The sequence below is a fragment of the Achromobacter agilis genome, assembly GCF_900496965.1.
GTDB lineage: Bacteria > Pseudomonadota > Gammaproteobacteria > Burkholderiales > Burkholderiaceae_B > Achromobacter > Achromobacter agilis.
This window is the reverse complement of record NZ_UFQB01000018.1, coordinates 40,213-58,201: the sequence shown is the minus strand read 5'-3', so window position 1 is coordinate 58,201 and position 17,989 is coordinate 40,213. Positions and strand designations below refer to the sequence as shown.

Sequence of the window (17,989 nt, the reverse complement as noted above, 5' to 3'; positions counted from 1 at the left end):
CTCAGCCGCCCTGCTCCGGCATCCCCGGCCCCTGGCCCGCGAAATGCCGGGCCACCCATTGTTCGCAGACCGCCCATAGCCGGGGCGCACCCTGCTGTATCGCGGGGCCGTACCGGGCGTGGACCTGTTCCAGCGACACGCCGCTCTCCGTCCAGGTTCCTCCGCCGGTGAATACATTGATGAGCAGAGGCTGAAAACGATCCAGCGCTTTCGCGAACTTCGCGTCTTCGGTCTCCGCCCGCTCGAACTCCTGCCACAGGCTCAGGAATTCGCTGGCTTGCGGCGGCGGCAGCAGGCCGAACAGCCGCGCCGCGGCCCGGGCTTCCTGTTCGGCCTGCCCTTCGCCCGCGGATCCGCCATGGATCGGAAAATCGCCGGCATCTATCTCGACGACGTCATGCAGCAAGAGCATCCTGATGACCCTGTCGGTATTAACCGGCCCATCGGCATACTCGTTCAGGATCAGGGCGTACATTGCCAGGTGCCAGGAATGCTCGGCCGAATTCTCCTTGCGGCTCCGGTTCAGCAGCGGCGATTGCCGGACGACGGTTTTCAGCCGGTCGATTTCCCTCAGGAAGCCCAACTGTTTTTCCAATGCAGTCGATTGCATGATTCTCCACGCCTCAGTCAGTGTGCGGCCGCGCGAGCCAGGCATTCCGCCATCTTGCCTCCCACGCTGCCGGCATCGAACGGCAGCCGCCCGATGATCCCGATCTCTCGGTAGAACGCCGCCTCGCCCAGGGACACGAGGCGCAGGCCGTCCAGGTCCAGCCCGCGCAGCCGCGGCAGCAACGCCACCCCCAGCCCGTGCCGCACCAGGTTGGCGATCGCCTCGATCTCGTCGAGCTCCACCGCCTCGTGCACGGCGATGCGCTGCTTCTTCAGGAACAGGTCCACCACCCGCCCCCCGAACGAGGCCCGGTCGTAGCGGATGAACGGCTGCGTCGCCAGCAGTTCGCGCCAGGGCGCCGGCGCCATCGATTCCGGCGCCGCCAGCACCACTTCCTCGCGCAGCAGCGGCTGCCAGCCCAGTTCCGGCTGCAAGGCGAATGGCGGACGGATCAGCAGCGCCATATCCACCTCGCCCGCATCCACCTGCCCCAATAGCGACAGCGACACCCCCGGCACGATCCGCACCCGCACGTCGGGATAGCCTGCGCGGAACTCGCCCAGCGCCTGCACCAGCAGGTCCTGCTGCACCGAGGCGATCGCGCCGATGCGCAGCGACCCGCTCACGTGGCCGGCTCCGGCCGTGGCCGCCATGCGTTCGGCCATGGCCACCAGTTCCTCGGCCTGCGGCAGCATCTCGCGGCCATGGGCGTTCAGCACGGCGGCGCGCGCGCTGCGGTCGAACAGCGCCACGCCCAGGTATTCCTCCAGGCGCTTGATCTGGGCGCTGACCGCGGACTGGGTCAGGCCCAGATGGGCGCCCGCCCCGGTAAAGGTTCCGTTCCGCGCCACGGCGATAAAGGTTTTGAATTCTTTGATCACAATCAAATTTTTCGATACTAAGACACAAAAAATATCGTTTTTCGATCAAAAAAACAATTCATAAAATACCTGCAGGTGCCAAGGCCAGCCCGCGCTCGCGGCGGTCCGCAATCCCTCATTATTCTTGCCCCGGAGCTTTTCATGACCGCTCAAACCAACCTGCCGCCGTTCCATCTGGCCTTCCCGGTCCGCGACCTGGCCGAAGCCCGCGCCTTCTATGGCGAAAAACTGGGCTGTCCGGAGGGCCGCAGCTCGCCCGAATGGATCGACTTCAACTTCTACGGCCACCAGATCGTGGCCCACTTGGCCCCCAGCGAATGCGGCCATCGCGCCACCAGCGCCGTGGATTCGCATAATGTGCCCGTGCGCCATTTCGGCGCGGTGCTTTCCATGGAACAATGGGAAGCCATGGCCCAGCGCCTGACCGACGCCGGCACTGAATTCGTCATCGAGCCCTATATCCGTTTCAAGGGCGAGGTAGGTGAACAGGCCACCATGTTCTTCCTGGATCCGTCGGGCAATGCGCTGGAGTTCAAGGCGTTCAAGAATATGGATTCATTGTTCGCCAAGTAGGGCCTTAGCAGGCCCTGTCCATTCCTACAGGTTTCGTGTCGTTGAACGCAATTTCAGAACCCCCTTCTCCGGCCGAAACCGCGTGGCACATCCTGCCCCAGGGTGACCGCTGCCTCATCGTTTCCTTTGGCGAACGCATCGACGCGTCGGTAGGCAGGACCTGTCTGGCCGCGGCCGCCAAGCTGCGCGCCGCGCAACTGCCCGGCGTGACCGACGTAGTGCCTTCGTTCGTTGCGGTGGCCGTGCATTACCGGCCCGGCACGCATGGCGGGCCCACCTACGCCCAGCTCGCCGAACGCATCGGAGAGCTGCTGGCCGAAGGCGTCCGCGCCGACGCCTCGGGCGGCCGCGAGATCGACATCCCCGTCTGCTATGGCGGCGAATACGGCCCCGACCTGGCCGAGGTGGCCCAGGCCGCCGGCCTGACCCCCGAGGGCGTCATCCAGCTGCACAGCCAGCCCCGCAGCATGGTGTTCATGCTGGGATTCGCGCCGGGCCACGCCTACCTGGGCGTGCACGACGAAAAACTGAACATTCCACGCCGTCCGTCTCCGCGCACCGCCGTGCCGGTCGGTGCGGTCGCGGTGGCCAACCGCCAGACCGTGATCTACCCGAACCGGCTGCCGGGCGGCTGGAACATCATCGGCACCACGCCGCTGACCATGTTCGATCCGGCCCGCGACCCCGCCGCCCTGCTCCAGCCGGGCGACTCGGTCCGCTTCGTACCCATCAGCCCGGAAGAATTCCACCGCATCCGGGAGGCCGGGCGATGAGCATTGCCGTGATCAAGCCCGGCATGCTGTCCAGCTTCCAGGACCGCGGCCGCGAGGGCTACCAGCACCAGGGCATCCCGGCCGCGGGCGCCATGGACGAACGCGCGCATCGCCTGGCCAACGCGCTGGCGGGCAACGAGGGCGACCCCGCCACGCTCGAAATGACGCTGACGGGCCCCACGCTGCGCTTCGATGCGCCCGCATGCTTCGCGCTGGCCGGCGCCGACCTGGGCGCCACGCTGAACGGCCGGGACCTTCCCGTCCACCGCCCGCTGGTCGCGCGGGCCGGCGATACGCTGGCCTTCGGCGCCCGGCCGGCCACGGGCGTGCGCGGCTATCTGGCGGTGCATGGGGGCTTTGCGCTGCCGCCTGTGATGGGCAGCGAAAGCACCTATCTGCGCAGCGGCTTCGGCGGCTTCCAGGGCCGCGCGCTGGCCAAGGGCGACCAGCTGCCCCTGCGGGCCCCGCTGGCCGGCGGCCGCGACCTGGACGCCCTGCAGGACGCGCTGTGGCAGGTGCGCGTGTACCTGCCGGCAGCGCTGGGCGCCAAGCGCCGCGACGCCATCCGCTTCCTGCCGGGCATGCACTGGCAGGAATTCTCGGATGCCTCCCGCCAGGCCTTTGCCGGCTCGGAATTCCGTATCAGTCCGCAATCCGACCGCATGGGCTACCGCCTGCTGGGGCCCGCCCTGTCCATGAGCCAGCCGCGCCAGATGCTGTCGGAGGCGGCCTGCTTCGGCACCGTGCAGGTGCCCTCGGGCGGCGAGGCCATCATCCTCATGGCCGACCGTCAGACCACCGGCGGCTACCCCAAGATCGCGCAGATCGCCACGGTGGATCTGCCCATCCTGGCGCAATGCGCGCCCGGCCACACGCTGCGCTTCCAGCCGGTCGCGCTGGAGGAAGCGCAGCGGCTGGACAGCGAGCGCGAGCGCGCCTTCGCGCAACTGCAGGACGCGTTGGCGCCGTTGCGCGCGCTCCTCGCCTAGAAAGGAAACCGCTATGACTACCCGCATCGACATGAACTGCGACATGGGCGAAAGCTATGGCGCCTGGACCATGGGCAACGATGCGGCGGTGCTGCAGTACGTCAGCTCCGCCAACATCGCCTGTGGCTTCCATGGCGGCGATCCCGCCACTATGCGCAAGACCGTGGCGGCCGCCCTCAAACAGGGCGTGGCGCTAGGCGCCCATCCCAGCCTGCAGGACCTGGCCGGCTTCGGCCGCCGCGTCATGCAGATCAGCGCCGACGAAGCCTACGACATCGTGGTCTACCAGATCGGCGCGCTGGCCGGCGTCGCCGCCTCGCAAGGCGCGCGGCTGCACCACGTCAAGGCGCATGGCGCCCTCTACAACATGGCCGCCAAGGACGAAGGCCTGGCGCGCGCCATCTGCCAGGCCGTCAAGGACGTGGACGCCACCCTGATCCTGTACGGGCTGGCCGGCAGCAAGCTGATCGACTCGGCCCGCGCCATCGGCCTGGCCGCCGCCAGCGAGGTCTTCGCCGACCGCTCCTACCAGGACGACGGCTCCCTCACGCCGCGCACGCGCGCCGGCGCGATGATCGAAGACGTGGATCAGGCGGTGGCGCAGGTGGTGCGCATGGTGCGCGAAGGCAAGGTGCGTTCGGTGGACGGCAAGGACGTGCCAGTGCAGGCGGACACGCTCTGCATCCACGGCGACCAGCCGAACGCCCTGGTCTTCGCCCACGGCATCCGCCAGGCCCTTGAACAGGCGGGCATCGAAGTGCGCACGCCCCCGCGGCCTCAAGCCCGTCCGTAGCGCGGCGCCAGGTCTTCCGCGTCCTGCAGCGCGGCGTCCCGGTACGCCTCCACGACGGCCGGCAGCACGTCCTCGAGGTAGCCGCGCGCCAGGCCGGCCGCGCGTTCGACGTCCCGGTCCATCATCGCGTCGATGATGGCTTGGGTGCAGGCCTGGATGGCGCTGGACGCCATCGACCGCCTGGCCAGCAGGTAGCGCAGCGGCTCGATCTGTTCGTAAAGCTTGCTGAGCATGGCGGCCAGCGGCGTGTTGCCCGTACTGCGGGCCGCGGCCAGATAAAAGGCGCATGCCCCCGAGATGCAGGCCCGCACGTTGCTGGCGGCCAGCGCCGCGGCGATCTCGCCGTCGTGGCGGCGCAATTCGGCCACCAGCGACGCCAGGTCTGCGGACCCGGCAGCCTGGCGCAGGCAATACGCCTCGAGTTCCGCGCGCAGCAGGTACAGATGGCGGATCTGCGTTTCCGTATAGAGAGTGGCCTTGAAGCCCTTGCGCTGGATGTGCGTGACCAGGCCGCTCAATTCCAGCAGGCGCAGCGCTTCTCGGATAGGACTGCGGCTGGTGCCGAAACGCTGCTCCAGTTCCTGTTCCCGTAGCGGCTGGCCGGGGCGGATAGTCCCGTCCACTATCAGTTCACGAATCTGTTCCTGTAGGAAGTACGGAATCGTGGCGGGCGCTTTGATGTCCAATCGGCTCCCCTTGTGCTGCGCAATGCATGGTGTATAACCCAGGCAAGATACTAGAAATTTCTTGAAACACAAATAAGAAAATTGTTGCGGTCCGCCCGGCGCTCAGTCCCAGTCGTCGCGGTAGACGAACTTGGGCATCTGCCAGTTGAACCGCAACGCCAGCAGGCGCACCGCCAGGCCCGCGGCCAGCGCGATGGGCACGGAAGCGTTGGCGGACAGGCCCAGCGCCTGCCCGCCCAGGTACAGCCCGCCCGTCACGACCGACACGCTGGCGTAAAGCTCCTTGCGAAAGAGCAGCGGCACCTCGTTGCAGAGCACGTCGCGCAGTACCCCGCCGGCGCAGCCGGTGATCATGCCGCTGATCAGCACCACGGTGATCGGCAGCTGCATCAACTGCGCGACCTGGCAGCCGATGACCGTGAACGCCACCAGGCCCAGGGCGTCGGCCAGCAGGAAGAGGCTGCGCAGGCGCCGCATGACCGGCGCGATCAGGGCGGTCACGATCGCGGCGCCGCCCGTCATCCACAGGTATTCAGGGTGGATCACCCAGGTCAGGGGGTAATGCCCCAGCAGCACGTCGCGCAGCGATCCGCCGCCCAGCGCGGTGACGCAGGCGATGATGCACACGCCCATCCAGTCCATGTCGCGCCGGCCGGCGGAAAGCGCCGCGGTCATGGCTTCGGCCACGATGGCGACGAGGTATAGCGTGTGCAACAGGACGGGGGAGATGTCGGAGAACATGGGACGGGCGCGATTTGGGCAGGCCTCATTGTATTGAGCCTGGCGCCCGGCGGGCCCCCATTGCCTGAGTACGCGTCATCCCTTACGCTGGGCATTGCGTTGATATCGATCAAACCCCGGTCCGGCAAGCAGCGAGACAATGGGGACATGCCCGCAAGGGCGGAACGGCCGGAGCGCACGGACGCGGGAGCCGTCGGTCAGGCCACACCCGGGAGAAAACGTAATGACACAGCAAACTGGTCCCATCCTGTTGGCAACCGACCTCAGCGCGCGCGGCGACCGCGCCCTGGACCGCGCGCTGCAACTGGCCAAGGAACTCGATACCAAGCTGATCGTCCTGCATGTCATGGAATCCCATGCCACGCCGGCACGCCTGACCACGCCCGTCTGGCGTCGCCTGTCGTCGGACCACAAGGCCCTGGCCGAACGCGAGCTGGCCGAAGACCTGGCCGCCGCCGACGTGCAGACCGAAGTGGTGGTGGTCAGCGGAGATCCGCTGGCGCGCATCATGGAAACGGCCGACAGCTACGGGTGCTCGCTGATCGTCACCGGCATCGCGCGCGACGAAACGCTGGGCCGGTTGCTGCTGGGAACCACCGTGGAAAAGCTGGCTCGCCAGGCCCGCCATCCGGTGCTCGTGGTCAAGACCCGTCCGCGCAGGCCGTACCGCGACGTACTGGTCGCCACCGACTTCTCCGCCGGCTCGCGCCAGGCCCTGCGCGCCGCGCTGCAACTGGTGCCGAACGCCAATCTGACGCTCTTCCACGCCTACGACGTGCCGTTCCAGGGCAAGAACGTGCCGGACGAGACCGTCACGCGCAACTTCTACAAGGCCGCCGAACAGAGCGCCCAGGAGTTCACCGCCGAGACGCCCGAACTGGCCAACGTTGCCGCACCCAAGGTGGTGCTGGAATGCGGCCAGCCTGAAACGGTGCTGTCGGAATACTCGTTCAACCATCGTTCGGACCTGGTCGTGACCGGCACGCACGGCCGCACCGGCATCCTGCGCACCGCCATCGGCAGCGTGGCCGAACGGCTGCTGGAGTCCCTGCCCAGCGACGTGCTGATCGTCAGGCTCGTCGGCGAAGAGTAAGTCCGGGCCATGAAAAAAGCGGCGCACCGGCGCCGCTTTTTTTTCACTCGCCTAGGCCTCCTCGCCCTGCTTCTCCATGGTTTCTATGGTGCCGCGCAACAGGTGCAGCAGCACCAACCCGGGCAACGCGATCGCCACGGTCAGCAGGAAGAAGCCGGGCCAGCCCATGTAATCGACCAGCGGCGGCGTGAGCGGGCCCGCCAGATAGGTGCGGCCCACGGCCGACAGCGCCGACAGCAAGGCGAACTGGGTCGCGGAAAAGCGCTGGCGGCACAGCGCCATCAGCAGCCCGACGAAAGACGCGGTGCCCAGGCCGCCGCACAGGTTCTCGATCCCCACGCCCAGCGCCATGAGCCAGACGCTCTTCGGACTGACCGCGATCAGCCAGTACGCCAGGTTCGACACCGCCTGCAGCAGGCCGAAGGCCATCAGCGAACGGTACAGGCCCCAGCGCGACATGAGCGACCCGCCGGCCAGCGCGCCGATGATGGTCGCGGCCAGCCCCAGCACCTTGTTCACGGTCCCCACTTCGGTCGGGGAGAATCCCGCGCCGCGGATCAGGAACGTAGTGGACAAGGCGCCCGCGAAAGCGTCTCCCAGCTTGTACAGCACGATCAGCAGCAGGACGGCCAGCGCCCCGCGCCGCGAGAAAAACTCGCGCAGCGGCTCGCCCACCGCCGCCCGCAAATCGCGCGGCGCGCGGGCGATGTGCTCGGGTTCCGGCGCCCACAGCGTGGCCAATGCGCACAGCAGCATCAGGCCGCCCATCAGCACATAGGTATTGCCCCAGCCTATCCACTGGTCCGCCAGAATCAGCGCCAGCCCGCCGGACACGATCATGGCCAGCCGGTAGCCCATGACTTTGATGGCCGCCCCCGCGCCGCGCTCTTCCTTGCGCAGCACGTCGGTGCAGTAGGCGTCGAAAGCGATGTCCTGCGTGGCGGACAGGAAGGCCACCAGCACGGCCAGCAGGGCCAGGGGCTGCAGCGCCGTCGACGGCGACAGCGCGCCCATCGCCATGATGGCGGCGGCCAGCAGCAATTGGGTCAGGAGCATCCAGCCGCGCCGCCGGCCCAGCAGGGGCGGGACGTACCGGTCCACGAAGGGCGCCCACAGGAACTTGAGCGTGTACGCCGTGCCCACCAGGGTCAGGAAACCGATCTGCTGCAGCGGGACGCCTTCCACGGTGGCCCAGGCCTGTAAGGTGCCGCTGGTCAGGGCCAGCGGCAATCCGCTGGCGAAGCCCAGGACCAGCAAGGGGGCCACGCGGGGGCTGGTGTAGACGTTGGATGCAGCGGTAATGACGGTCTCCTGTACGCGGCGGCGCGGCGCTACAGGCAGGCGCCGCGGGCTTGCGGCATTTTAGGGCCTGTTGGCCCGTGCCGCCCGGAGGATGCGTGTCGGAATGTCAGGGCGACGCGAAACGGTACACCGCCAGGGTGCTGCGCCAGCTCTGGAACCGCTTCACCTCGCGCCCCTCGTTGAAGGTGGCGCGTTCGAGGATGGCCAGGCGCAGCTCACCGGCCAGTTGCTCGAAGTCGCGCAGTGTGCACAGGTGGATGTTCGGGGTGTTGTACCACTGGTAGGGCATCTGGCCCGTCACCGGCATCCGCCCTCGCAGGATGGACCAGCCGTGCGGCCAATAGCCGAAGTTGGGGAACGACACCACGCCGAAACGCGCCACCCGCGCCATTTCGCGCAAGATATGTTCGGTGCGGTGCATGGATTGCAGCGTTTGCGACAGCACCACGGTGTCGAACTGCTTGTCGTCGAACAGGGCGAGGCCGTCTTCGAGGTTCTGCTGGATGACTTCGACGCCGCGCCGCACGCAGGCGATGACGCAGGTATCGTCCAGCTCCACGCCCGCGCCGCGCACCTGCCGGTGATCGCGCAGGTGCGCCAGCAGCGCGCCGTCGCCGCAGCCCAGGTCCAGCACGCGGCTGCCGGGCTCGATCCAGCTTGCGATGCGCGCCAGGTCGGGCCGCAGGACGCTGTGCGCTTGGCGGGGAGTCAGGGGAGTCATTCGGAGCGTCCTTCGGTCTGGGCCGCGGCGCCGAGGCCCAGCTCGCGCGCGATGCGTTCGTAGTAGCCGCGAACCACCGCATGGTAGCGGGCGTCTTCCAGCAAGAAGGCGTCGTGGCCGTGCGGGGCGTCGATTTCGGCGTAGGTCACGGGGCTGGCATTCTTCAGCAACGCCCGCACGATCTCGCGGGAACGCTCCGGCGGGAAGCGCCAATCGGTCGAAAACGACACCAGCAGGAAATCGGCCTTGGCCGGCGCCAGCGCCCGCGCCAGGTCGCCGCCGGTGTTGCGGGCCGGATCGAAGTAGTCAAGCGCGCGGGTGATCAGCAGATAGGTGTTGGCGTCGAAATAGCGGGTGAATTTTTCGCCTTGGTAGCGCAGGTACGACTCGACCTCGAACTCGACGTCGTAGCCGTAGCGGTACGCGCCGTTCTCGGCGGGCGCGCGCTGGGCGCGGCCGAACTTCTCGGCCATGTCGTCGTCGGACAGATAGGTGATGTGGCCGATCATGCGCGCCACCGACAGGCCGCGGCGCGGCACGGCGTCCTGCGCGTAGTAGTCGCCGCCGTGGAAATCCGGATCGGTAATGATGGCGCGGCGCGCCACCTCGTTGAAACCGATGTTCTGCGCCGACAGCCGCGGCGTGCTGGCGATCACCACGCAATTGGCGACACGGTCGGGCAAGGTGATGGCCCAGCTCAGCGCCTGCATGCCGCCCAGGGATCCGCCCATCACCGCGGCGAAGCGCTCGATACCGAAGTGATCCGCCACCCGGGCCTGCGCCTGCACCCAGTCTTCCACGGTCAGCACCGGAAAAGCGGCACCCCAGGGCCTGCCGGTTTCCGGATTGATGCTGGCCGGGCCGGTCGAGCCGAAGCAGGAGCCCAGGTTATTGACCCCGATCACGAAGAAGATGTTGGTGTCGACCGGCTTGCCGGGGCCGACCATGTTGTCCCACCAGCCCACGTCGGCGGGATTGTCGGCCGCCTGCCCGGCCACGTGGTGCGAGGCATTCAGCGCATGGCAGATCAGGACGGCATTGCTGCGCTGCGCGTTGAGCGTGCCGTAGGTTTCCACCGCGAGCTCGTAGGCGGCCAGCGACTGGCCGCTGGACAGCGGCAGCGGCTCATCGAATCGGATGAAGGAGGGAGCGACGAGACCGACGGAACCGGGATCAGCGGCTTCGGAAGTCGTGATGGGTGCGGGAACGAACCCGCTGGCCGAATCACCGGCCAAATTCTGGGCAGGAGTGGTCATACGGACCTCTTTAGCTGGATTTATTGGAAGGCGCCCGCAAGCGGATCAGGCAAATCGGCGCCGAAACTTTGGATACTGCGGCAAGAATTCTAGCACTGCTTGCGCGTGGCGCAGTAGCGCCCGGTCACGCCCCGGCCTCCCAGGGCTCCTGCCCCAGGTACTCGTAGCGTTCGGTGTTCACGCGCGATACCCGCCATTCGACGGGCTGGCGCTTGTACGAAAAGGCGACGCGGCGGATCTCCAGCAACGGGCTGCCTTCGGCCACGCCCAGCGCCCGCGCCTGCGCGCGTTCGGCCAGGCAGGTCCGCAGGCGCTCGTCGGTCGCGATTACGTTCACGCCGAAGACGTCCTGGTACAGCGCGTAAAGCGTGCTCGCGCGCTCGCGCAAGTGCGCCTCCGTCATGCCCGGAAAGCACGACTCCGGCAGGCAAAGCTCGTCCACCATGACCACGTCGCCGTTGAGCGACAGCACGTTGGTGAACTCGAACACCATTGCCCCCGCCGGCAGGTTCAGCTTTTCGCGCGCGATGGCCGATGCCCGCTGCCGGCGGAACCGCAGCAGCTCGGTCGTGGGATAGGACTTGTTTCCATCCTGCCGCACGATGCGGAAGAACTTGAAGAAGTGGTGGTTGCGCGTATGCACCGCCACATAGGTGCCGCGGCCCTGATGGCGCACCAGGATGTTCTCCGCGGCCAGCTCATCGATTGCCTTGCGCAAGGTGCCGATGGATACGCCGAAGCGCTCCGCCAGGAGTTTTTCGGGCGGGATCGCCTCGCCCTGCTTCCACTCGCCTTGCGCCAGCGCGGCCAGCACGGCCTGCTTGACCTGCGCGTACAAGGGACTGCCGAGCGGCACAGTCGATGACAGGCTGGTGTTCATGGGTGCATCGCAATAATCGGAAGCCCACAGTGTAGCGGCGGGGACGGAGCAGGCTCAAGTCATACAATTCATATATATGATTTAGTTGACATGGGAGATGCGGAGCCATAAGATTTCCTGGCCGTAGCGATCCGCGCCCGCCGCATCCGGCAGGCGCCCAAGCCCAAGAGAGGAAGACAAATGATTCACGCCGTATTGCACGATGCGAAGGACACGGTGGCGGTCGCCGTGGTGGAAGGCGTCACCGCCGGAACGGAACTCAACGCCTGGATCATGGATGAAGACAAGATCATCCACGTGCGCGCGTCGCAGGACATTCCGATCGGCCACAAGGTGGCGATGAAAGACATGGCCGTCGGCGATACCGTTTTCAAGTACGGCGTCGATATCGGCCGCGTGGTGCAGCCCATCCTGGCCGGCCAGCACGCCCATGTCCACAACATCAAGACCAAGCGCTGGTAAGCCCTCCACCCCGCACAGGAAACCACCATGTCCGTCATCAACGCCTCGACCACCTTCCAGGGCTACCGCCGCGACAATGGCCGCGTCGGCGTCCGCAACCACGTCATCGTCCTGCCCGTGGACGACATTTCCAACGCCGCGGCCGAAGCCGTGGCCAACAACATCAAGGGCACCCTGGCGCTGCCCCATCCTTATGGCCGCCTGCAATTCGGCGAAGACCTGGAGCTGCACTTCCGCACCCTCATCGGCACCGGCTGCAATCCCAACGTCGCCGCCGTCGTGGTGATCGGCATCGAGGAAGGCTGGACCAAGCGCGTGGTGGACGGCATCGCCGCCACCGGCAAGCCCGTCATGGGATTCAGCATCGAACTGCACGGCGACCACGACACCATCATGCGCGCCTCGCGCTGCGCCAAGGAATTCGTGCACTACGCCACGGCGCTCGGCCGCAGCGAATGCCCCATCGCCGATCTCTGGGTCTCCACCAAATGTGGAGAATCCGACACCACCTCCGGCTGTGGCGCCAACCCCACCGTCGGCAACGCCTTCGACAAGCTTTACGCGCTGGGCTCCACGCTGGTGTTCGGCGAAACCTCGGAACTGACCGGCGGCGAGCACATCGTGGCCGAACGCTGCGCCAACGACGCCGTGCGCGAACGCTTCATGTTCATGTTCAACCGCTACCAGGGCATGATCGACCGCTGGAAAACGAGCGACCTGTCGGAATCCCAGCCCACCAAGGGCAATATCGCGGGCGGACTGACCACCATCGAGGAAAAAGCGCTGGGCAATATCCAGAAGATCGGCAAGCAATGCCGCGTGGACGGCGTGCTGGACAAGGCCGAGATCCCCGACGGCCCCGGGCTGTGGTTCATGGATTCGTCTTCCGCGGCGGCCGAAATGGTGACCCTGTGCGCGGCCTCGGGCTACGCGGTGCACTTCTTCCCCACGGGCCAGGGCAACGTGATCGGCAACCCCATCCTGCCCGTCATCAAGATCTGCGCCAACCCGCGCACCGTGCGCACCATGTCCGAACACATCGACGTGGACACCAGCGGCCTGCTGCAGCGCGAGATCGACCTGGGCCAGGCGGGCGACAAGCTGCTGGAATGCATGCTGGCCACAGCCAACGGCCGCTGGACCGCGGCCGAGGCGCTGGGCCACCGAGAGTTCGTCCTGACGCGGATCTTCGAAAGCGCCTGACCAGGCGTGCATCCCCCCGGCGCGTCCGCAGGAAGGATTGCGGACGCGCCGTCCTGCACGCGGCATCATCCCGCACTCCCCGCAGCACCATCGCAACAACACCAGCAGACCCGGGCGATTTCCGCCACGGCGGCACAGGCGGTTGCATTCCTACCCGGGCGCCACCCAAGGAGGAAGACAGATGAGTAGCGAACACGATCTCACCCCGGACGCCGCGCAACGCCGGCGCCTGCTCGGCGCCCTCGGCGCCGCCGGCCTCTGTGCCCTGGCGCCGTGGGAACGGGCGCTGGCGCAAAAAAGCGCCTGGCCGGAGCGGCCGATCAACTATGTGGTTCCCTTTCCGCCCGGCGGGCTCACCGACGTGGCCGCGCGCCAGGTGGGCAAGGCCCTGAGCGACGCCGAGCGCTGGAACGTGGTGGTGGAGAACAAGCCCGGCGGCAGCGCGAATATCGGTGCCGCGCACGTCGCCCATGCCTCGCCCGATGGCTACTCCTGGCTGGCGATCACGCTCACGCACGCGGCCAACGTCACGCTCTTCGCCGGCAAAGCCGGCTACGACCTGACCCGCGACCTGACCCCTCTGGCGGGGCTGGCCTCGTCCCCCATCATGGTGGTGGTGAACGCCAAGAGCGACATCAAGAGCATGGCCGACCTGGCGAAGGCCGCCCGCGCGAAATCGCTATCGGCGGGCTCCAGCGGCAACGGCACGCCCCCGCACCTGACCCTGGCGCTTTATCAGAAGCTCACCGGCCTGCCCATGATGCACATTCCGTACAAGGGCGGCGCGCCGTCCCTCACGGACCTGATCGGCGGCCATCTGGATGTGGTGTTCTCCAACTATCCCGAATCGCTGTCCCACGTGAAGAACGGCTCGCTGCGCGCGCTCGCCATCACCACCCACGAACGCAGCGCGGACCTGCCCGACGTGCCCACGGTAAAAGAGGCCGGGTTGCCCGACCTGATCGTAGAGAACTTCACCGGCGTGCTGGCGCCGGCGGGCACGCCGCCCGAACTGGTCAAGCGCATCGGCGGCGCCATCGTCGCCCAGATCTCGCAGCCGGCCATGAAGCAGGCCCTGCTGCAGCTGGGCTTCATACCGCAACCGCGCGGTCCAGGGGAGTTCGGCGCATACCTGAAGTCGGAGGTAGAGCGCTGGGCAAAAATCATCCGTGAAGCCAACATCCAGGTCGCTTGAGTCGGGAAAAGCCAATGCATATTGTCATTTCGGAGTTCATGGATACGCCCGCCATCGAAGCACTGCGCCAGCGGTTCGATGTGCGGTATGCGCCGGACCTGGTGGAGCAGCGCGATGCACTGCTCCAGGCCGTGAGCGATGCCGACGGCCTGATCGTGCGCAACCGCAGCCAGGTGGACGCCGCCCTGCTCGCGGCGGCGCCGCGCTTGCGGGCCGTGGGCCGGCTGGGCGTGGGGCTGGACAACATCGACCAGGCGGGCTGCGCCGCGCGCGGCATCGCCGTGGTGCCCGCCACCGGCGCCAATGCGCGCGCCGTCGCCGAATACGTGATCGGCACGACGCTTGCGCTATTGCGCGGCGCCTACTTTTCGTCGGAGGCGGTCGCGGCGGGGCAATGGCCGCGCCCTGCGCTCTCGCAGGGCCTGGAAGCGCAGGGCCGGACGCTCGGCATCGTAGGCTTCGGTGGAATCGGCCGCCTGGTCGCGCGCCTGGCGCACGGGCTGGACATGCGCGTCATCGGCTGCGACGCGGCCCTGCCGCCGGACCATCCTGTCTGGGAGGAAACCGGGGTCGCCGCCATGCCGCTGGACGCCTTGCTGGCACAATCGGACGCCGTCACTCTGCACCTGCCGCTCACTGCCGGCACCCGGCACCTGCTGGACGCCGGCCGCATCGCAGGCCTGCGGCCGGGCGCCGTGCTGGTCAATACGTCGCGCGGCGGCATCCTGGACGAAGCGGCGCTGGCCGGCGCATTGCGGGCGGGCCACCTGCGCGGCGCGGCGCTGGACGTGTTCGACCAGGAACCCCTGCCCGCCGGCAGTCCGCTGGCCGGCGCGCCCAACCTGATCCTCACGCCGCACATCGCCGGGTTGACGCAAGAAGCCAACACCCGCGTTTCCGACATGGTGGCGGCCGGTGTGACAATAGCCCTTACCGGCGGCGCCGAGGTTTCGGCGGCCTCCGCCCCCTGACAGGAAGGATATGGCTCACATCTATCTGGACGAACTCCAACATCTGGCGGCAGCCGGGCTGGCCGCCGCGGGCGCCAACCCGGCCATGGCGGACGCGACCGCCCGCGCGCTGGTCTATGCCGAAAGCCAGGGGCTCGGCTCCCACGGCCTGTCGCGAGTGCCGTTCTACGCCGGCCACCTGCGCGCCGGCCGGGCCATCGGCTCGGCGGCGCCTCGCATCGTGCACGAACGCGGCGGCGCGGCGCTGATCGACGCTGGCTCCGGCCTGGCATTTCCCGCGTGCGCGCTGGCCGTGGAACAGGCCGCGGCACGGGCCCGCGAGCACGGCGTGGCCTTCGTCGGCGTTGCCAACAGCCATCATTTCGGCGCGGCGGCCTATCACCTCGAAGCCCTGGCGGACGCTGGCCTGGTGGCGCTGGCGCTGAGCAATTCGCCGGCGGCCATGCCCGCCTGGGGCGGCAAGCGTCCGCTCTTCGGCACCAACCCCATCGCCGCAGTATTCCCGCGCCGCGGCGGCGCGCGCCTCCTGATCGACCTGTCGTTGTCGCAGGTCGCGCGCGGCAAACTGATGATCGCCGCCCGCGACAACCAGCCCATTCCGCTGGGTTGGGCGCTGGACGCCGAAGGCCAGCCCACCACCGATCCCAAGGCCGGCCTGGCGGGCAGCATGCTGCCCGCCGGCGGCGTCAAGGGCGCAATGCTCGCGCTCATCGTCGAGCTGCTCGCCTGCGCGCTCACGGGCGCCCATTTCGGCTTCGAAACGGAATCGTTCTTCGTCGACGACGGCGGTCCGGCTCGCCTGGGCCAGGCGTTCCTGGCCATCGATCCGGGCGCCCTGGCCGGCAACGACGCCTATCTGGAGCGCGTCGAAACGCTGGTCGACGCCATGCTGGAAGACGAAGGCGTGCGCCTGCCCGGCGACCGGCGCCGCAAGCTGCGCGACGAGGCCCTCAAGCACGGCATCGATCTGCCCGACACGTTGATGGCCCAGTTGCGGCAGATGGCCGGCGCGGCCTGAACCCCCAGCCGCGCGGCAGGGATCAGGCCGCGCGGGAAAACCACAGCATGACCGGCGCCAGCAGCAGGAACGCCACCGTGGACACCAGCACGGCGCCGGCCGCGGTATCGCCCAAGGGCGTGTAGCGCTTCACGTACATGTAGCTGACCACCGCGCAGGGCATGGCCATCTGCAGGCTCAGGGCGCCGGCCAGCACCGGCCCCAGGTCCAGCATCCACACCACCGCCAGGCCGGCCGCCAGCCCGACGGCCAGACGGACGACGGCGACCTTCGCACCGTCGCGCAGGCCGTTGGACGGAATCAGCGCCAGCGCATGGCCAAGGCTGAGCAGCATGAGCGGCACGGTCACGGCCCCCAGCATGCGGGACGTCTCGACGATCCATTCGGGCACAGGGATGTCCAGCACGCGCATGCCCACCGCGACCACCGACGCCAGCAGGATCGGGCTTTTCCAGCTGCCTTTGGTGTTGACCCCCGGCAGCAACCGCACGGCGACGGTGTGCATGACGAAGGAATTCACCGCGAAGAACGCCACCGCCACCGACAGGCCCGCGTCGCCGAACGCCATCTGCGAAATCGGCAGGCCCAGGTTCCCGGCATTGGGCAGGAAGGCGGTGGGCAGCAACGTGCACACGGGCAGCTTCCACATCTTCAGCCACAGCGCGCACACGAGCGCGCACAGCGCCAGCGCGAGCAGGGTCGCGATGGCCACGTCGGCCAGCGCGCGGTCGTCCAGATGGGTCGTGACGAAGGTGTGGAACACCAGCGCGGGCGTGGTCACCGACGTGACCAGCGTGGTGATGAAGGAGCCCCCGAACGGAAGATCGCGCTTGGCCCAGAACATCCCAATGCCCGCGCAGAAAAGCAGGGGCAGCATCAAAACAATGGCCGAAAAATAGAACTGCACGATGGCCGACATACGACTATTCCGTCAGAGATAAGTAGATCGATGCGCCAAGGCATCATTGCTTGCCGGGCAGCCGACCCGGAACGCAGCATGAGGCGACTCGTCAATCAGAAGGCCTCCCGCCTCCCTCGCCGCCATGCCCCCGACGTCCAACAACGCACTCCTGTCGGCGCGCCAGGCCGCCTGCCTGCAATGGGCCGCGCTGGGCAAGACCAGCTGGGAAACCGCCCGCATCCTGGGCGTAAGCGAAAGCACGGTAAATTTCCACCTGCGCAACGCCTGCGACAAACTCGGCGTGCGCGGCCGACGCGCCGCAGTGGTCGAAGCCTTGCGGCGCGGCTTGCTCGACGCCCTCACGGCTTGAGCACGACCGACCGCAGGAACTCACGCGCCCGCTCGGCCGGCAGGCTTTCCTGCGTGCCCGCCGCCACGGCCTCGATCAGCATGGTGTCGGTCACCCAGACCTTCGCCTGCAGCCAACCCGGTTTGCCCATGGCCTTGCCATGCACCTCGATCACTTCTCCGTAGGGCGGCCATTCCATCGGCGGCATCGCCTGCATGTTCGTGTAGAGCGAGCGCATCAGCGCCATGCCCAGCGCGCGCCTGGCGACCGGGTCCGCAGCGATATCCGGCGGCAGCGGCGCCGACCCGACCGCGAAGACCGCCTCGCCCACGTTGGCGCTGGCCAGGGTGAAACGCAGGGTATGGGTGTCCAGCTTCAGGTCGCGGGTGTCCGTCATGACCCGGTCCGGGAAGGCCGCCCGCACATGACCATCGGCCACGTCCACTTCGCGCCAGTTGTAACTGGGCGAGCAGGCAGCCACCAGCAGGGCCAGCCCCACGATGGCGCCGGCTTTCTTGAACATGAAACGAAACAGCGATGAAATCATCATTACCCGAGGATCCCGATGGTCTATTCATTTCGAGGAAGCCAG

General features: G+C 67.6%; 21 protein-coding genes and 1 riboswitch. Of the genes, 11 read left to right on the top strand and 10 right to left on the bottom strand.

Annotated elements, in window-relative coordinates; all coding sequences use genetic code 11:
- Position 1 precedes the first annotated feature (1 nt).
- Positions 2 to 610: an HD domain-containing protein gene (locus AGI3411_RS20020; RefSeq protein ID WP_129529144.1), complete on the bottom strand. Its 609-nt coding sequence runs from the start codon at positions 608 to 610 to the stop codon at positions 2 to 4.
- A 17-nt stretch (positions 611 to 627) separates the two neighbouring features.
- Positions 628 to 1,491: a LysR family transcriptional regulator gene (locus AGI3411_RS20015; RefSeq protein WP_165359220.1), complete on the bottom strand. Its 864-nt coding sequence runs from the start codon at positions 1,489 to 1,491 to the stop codon at positions 628 to 630.
- A 141-nt stretch (positions 1,492 to 1,632) separates the two neighbouring features.
- Here AGI3411_RS20015 and AGI3411_RS20010 point away from each other — a divergent pair, with 141 nt between their 5' ends.
- From AGI3411_RS20010 to AGI3411_RS19995, 4 genes are read left to right on the top strand one after another with little or no spacing between them, the layout of a single operon-like run.
- Entirely contained in the window at positions 1,633 to 2,064 is a 432-nt protein-coding gene (locus AGI3411_RS20010; protein WP_062684611.1) for a VOC family protein, read from the top strand.
- Positions 2,065 to 2,105: 41 nt separating this feature from the next.
- On the top strand, positions 2,106 to 2,837 hold the full coding sequence (pxpB, locus tag AGI3411_RS20005) for a 5-oxoprolinase subunit PxpB (RefSeq protein WP_129529087.1): 732 nt from the start codon (positions 2,106 to 2,108) through the stop codon (positions 2,835 to 2,837).
- Positions 2,834 to 3,826, top strand: a complete 993-nt coding sequence (locus tag AGI3411_RS20000; RefSeq protein WP_129529086.1) for a 5-oxoprolinase subunit C family protein — start codon at positions 2,834 to 2,836, stop codon at positions 3,824 to 3,826. The genes pxpB and AGI3411_RS20000 overlap by 4 nt, the downstream gene beginning before the upstream one ends.
- A 13-nt stretch (positions 3,827 to 3,839) precedes the next feature.
- The gene (locus AGI3411_RS19995; protein ID WP_129529085.1) at positions 3,840 to 4,619 is read left to right on the top strand and encodes a LamB/YcsF family protein; all 780 of its coding nucleotides are present in this window, start codon (positions 3,840 to 3,842) and stop codon (positions 4,617 to 4,619) included.
- Here AGI3411_RS19995 and AGI3411_RS19990 read toward each other — a convergent pair.
- Positions 4,604 to 5,305: a GntR family transcriptional regulator gene (locus tag AGI3411_RS19990; RefSeq protein WP_129529084.1), complete on the bottom strand. Its 702-nt coding sequence runs from the start codon at positions 5,303 to 5,305 to the stop codon at positions 4,604 to 4,606. The genes AGI3411_RS19995 and AGI3411_RS19990 overlap by 16 nt on opposite strands.
- A gap of 102 nt (positions 5,306 to 5,407) precedes the next feature.
- Positions 5,408 to 6,046 (bottom strand): trimeric intracellular cation channel family protein, encoded by a 639-nt coding sequence (locus AGI3411_RS19985; RefSeq protein ID WP_129529083.1) that lies wholly within the window; start codon positions 6,044 to 6,046, stop codon positions 5,408 to 5,410.
- Positions 6,047 to 6,269: 223 nt separating this feature from the next.
- Here AGI3411_RS19985 and AGI3411_RS19980 point away from each other — a divergent pair, with 223 nt between their 5' ends.
- A complete protein-coding gene (locus tag AGI3411_RS19980) occupies positions 6,270 to 7,139 on the top strand; it encodes a universal stress protein (RefSeq protein ID WP_129529082.1) in 870 nt (289 codons plus the stop codon).
- 51 nt (positions 7,140 to 7,190) lie between these two features.
- On the opposite strand, the gene AGI3411_RS19975 is transcribed toward AGI3411_RS19980, so the two are convergent.
- The 4 genes from AGI3411_RS19975 to AGI3411_RS19960 form a co-directional block, all read right to left on the bottom strand.
- On the bottom strand, positions 7,191 to 8,441 hold the full coding sequence (locus tag AGI3411_RS19975) for a muropeptide transporter (protein ID WP_129529081.1): 1,251 nt from the start codon (positions 8,439 to 8,441) through the stop codon (positions 7,191 to 7,193).
- Between the two features lie 106 nt (positions 8,442 to 8,547).
- Complete coding sequence (gene metW, locus AGI3411_RS19970) at positions 8,548 to 9,162, bottom strand: methionine biosynthesis protein MetW (RefSeq protein ID WP_129529080.1); 615 nt, start codon at positions 9,160 to 9,162, stop codon at positions 8,548 to 8,550.
- Positions 9,159 to 10,418 (bottom strand): homoserine O-succinyltransferase MetX, encoded by a 1,260-nt coding sequence (gene metX / locus AGI3411_RS19965; RefSeq protein WP_129529079.1) that lies wholly within the window; start codon positions 10,416 to 10,418, stop codon positions 9,159 to 9,161. Before metX ends, metW begins: the two co-directional genes overlap by 4 nt.
- Positions 10,408 to 10,489: riboswitch (SAM riboswitch) on the bottom strand. (Overlaps the previous gene by 11 nt.)
- Positions 10,490 to 10,542: 53 nt before the next feature.
- The gene (locus AGI3411_RS19960) at positions 10,543 to 11,298 is read right to left on the bottom strand and encodes a GntR family transcriptional regulator (protein ID WP_129529078.1); all 756 of its coding nucleotides are present in this window, start codon (positions 11,296 to 11,298) and stop codon (positions 10,543 to 10,545) included.
- 180 nt (positions 11,299 to 11,478) lie between these two features.
- Between AGI3411_RS19960 and AGI3411_RS19955 the strand changes: the two genes are divergently transcribed.
- The 5 genes from AGI3411_RS19955 (at position 11,479) to AGI3411_RS19935 (ending at position 16,147) form a co-directional block, all read left to right on the top strand.
- On the top strand, positions 11,479 to 11,760 hold the full coding sequence (locus AGI3411_RS19955; protein WP_129529077.1) for a UxaA family hydrolase: 282 nt from the start codon (positions 11,479 to 11,481) through the stop codon (positions 11,758 to 11,760).
- Positions 11,761 to 11,787: 27 nt separating this feature from the next.
- Positions 11,788 to 12,963, top strand: a complete 1,176-nt coding sequence (locus AGI3411_RS19950) for a UxaA family hydrolase (protein WP_129529076.1) — start codon at positions 11,788 to 11,790, stop codon at positions 12,961 to 12,963.
- Positions 12,964 to 13,144: 181 nt separating this feature from the next.
- Entirely contained in the window at positions 13,145 to 14,158 is a 1,014-nt protein-coding gene (locus tag AGI3411_RS19945) for a Bug family tripartite tricarboxylate transporter substrate binding protein (RefSeq protein ID WP_129529075.1), read from the top strand.
- A gap of 14 nt (positions 14,159 to 14,172) precedes the next feature.
- Positions 14,173 to 15,129, top strand: a complete 957-nt coding sequence (locus AGI3411_RS19940; RefSeq protein WP_129529074.1) for a hydroxyacid dehydrogenase — start codon at positions 14,173 to 14,175, stop codon at positions 15,127 to 15,129.
- Between the two features lie 10 nt (positions 15,130 to 15,139).
- Positions 15,140 to 16,147, top strand: coding sequence for an Ldh family oxidoreductase (locus tag AGI3411_RS19935; protein ID WP_129529073.1), 1,008 nt, complete (start codon positions 15,140 to 15,142; stop codon positions 16,145 to 16,147).
- Positions 16,148 to 16,169: 22 nt separating this feature from the next.
- On the opposite strand, the gene AGI3411_RS19930 is transcribed toward AGI3411_RS19935, so the two are convergent.
- On the bottom strand, positions 16,170 to 17,066 hold the full coding sequence (locus AGI3411_RS19930) for an AEC family transporter (protein WP_129529072.1): 897 nt from the start codon (positions 17,064 to 17,066) through the stop codon (positions 16,170 to 16,172).
- Positions 17,067 to 17,190: 124 nt separating this feature from the next.
- Here AGI3411_RS19930 and AGI3411_RS19925 point away from each other — a divergent pair, with 124 nt between their 5' ends.
- Positions 17,191 to 17,418 (top strand): helix-turn-helix domain-containing protein, encoded by a 228-nt coding sequence (locus AGI3411_RS19925; protein ID WP_129529071.1) that lies wholly within the window; start codon positions 17,191 to 17,193, stop codon positions 17,416 to 17,418.
- Here AGI3411_RS19925 and AGI3411_RS19920 read toward each other — a convergent pair.
- Positions 17,408 to 17,947 carry a hypothetical protein gene (locus AGI3411_RS19920; RefSeq protein WP_129529070.1) on the bottom strand — a complete coding sequence of 180 codons (540 nt, stop codon included), beginning with the start codon at positions 17,945 to 17,947 and terminating at the stop codon, positions 17,408 to 17,410. The genes AGI3411_RS19925 and AGI3411_RS19920 overlap by 11 nt on opposite strands.
- Positions 17,948 to 17,989: the final 42 nt, after the last annotated feature.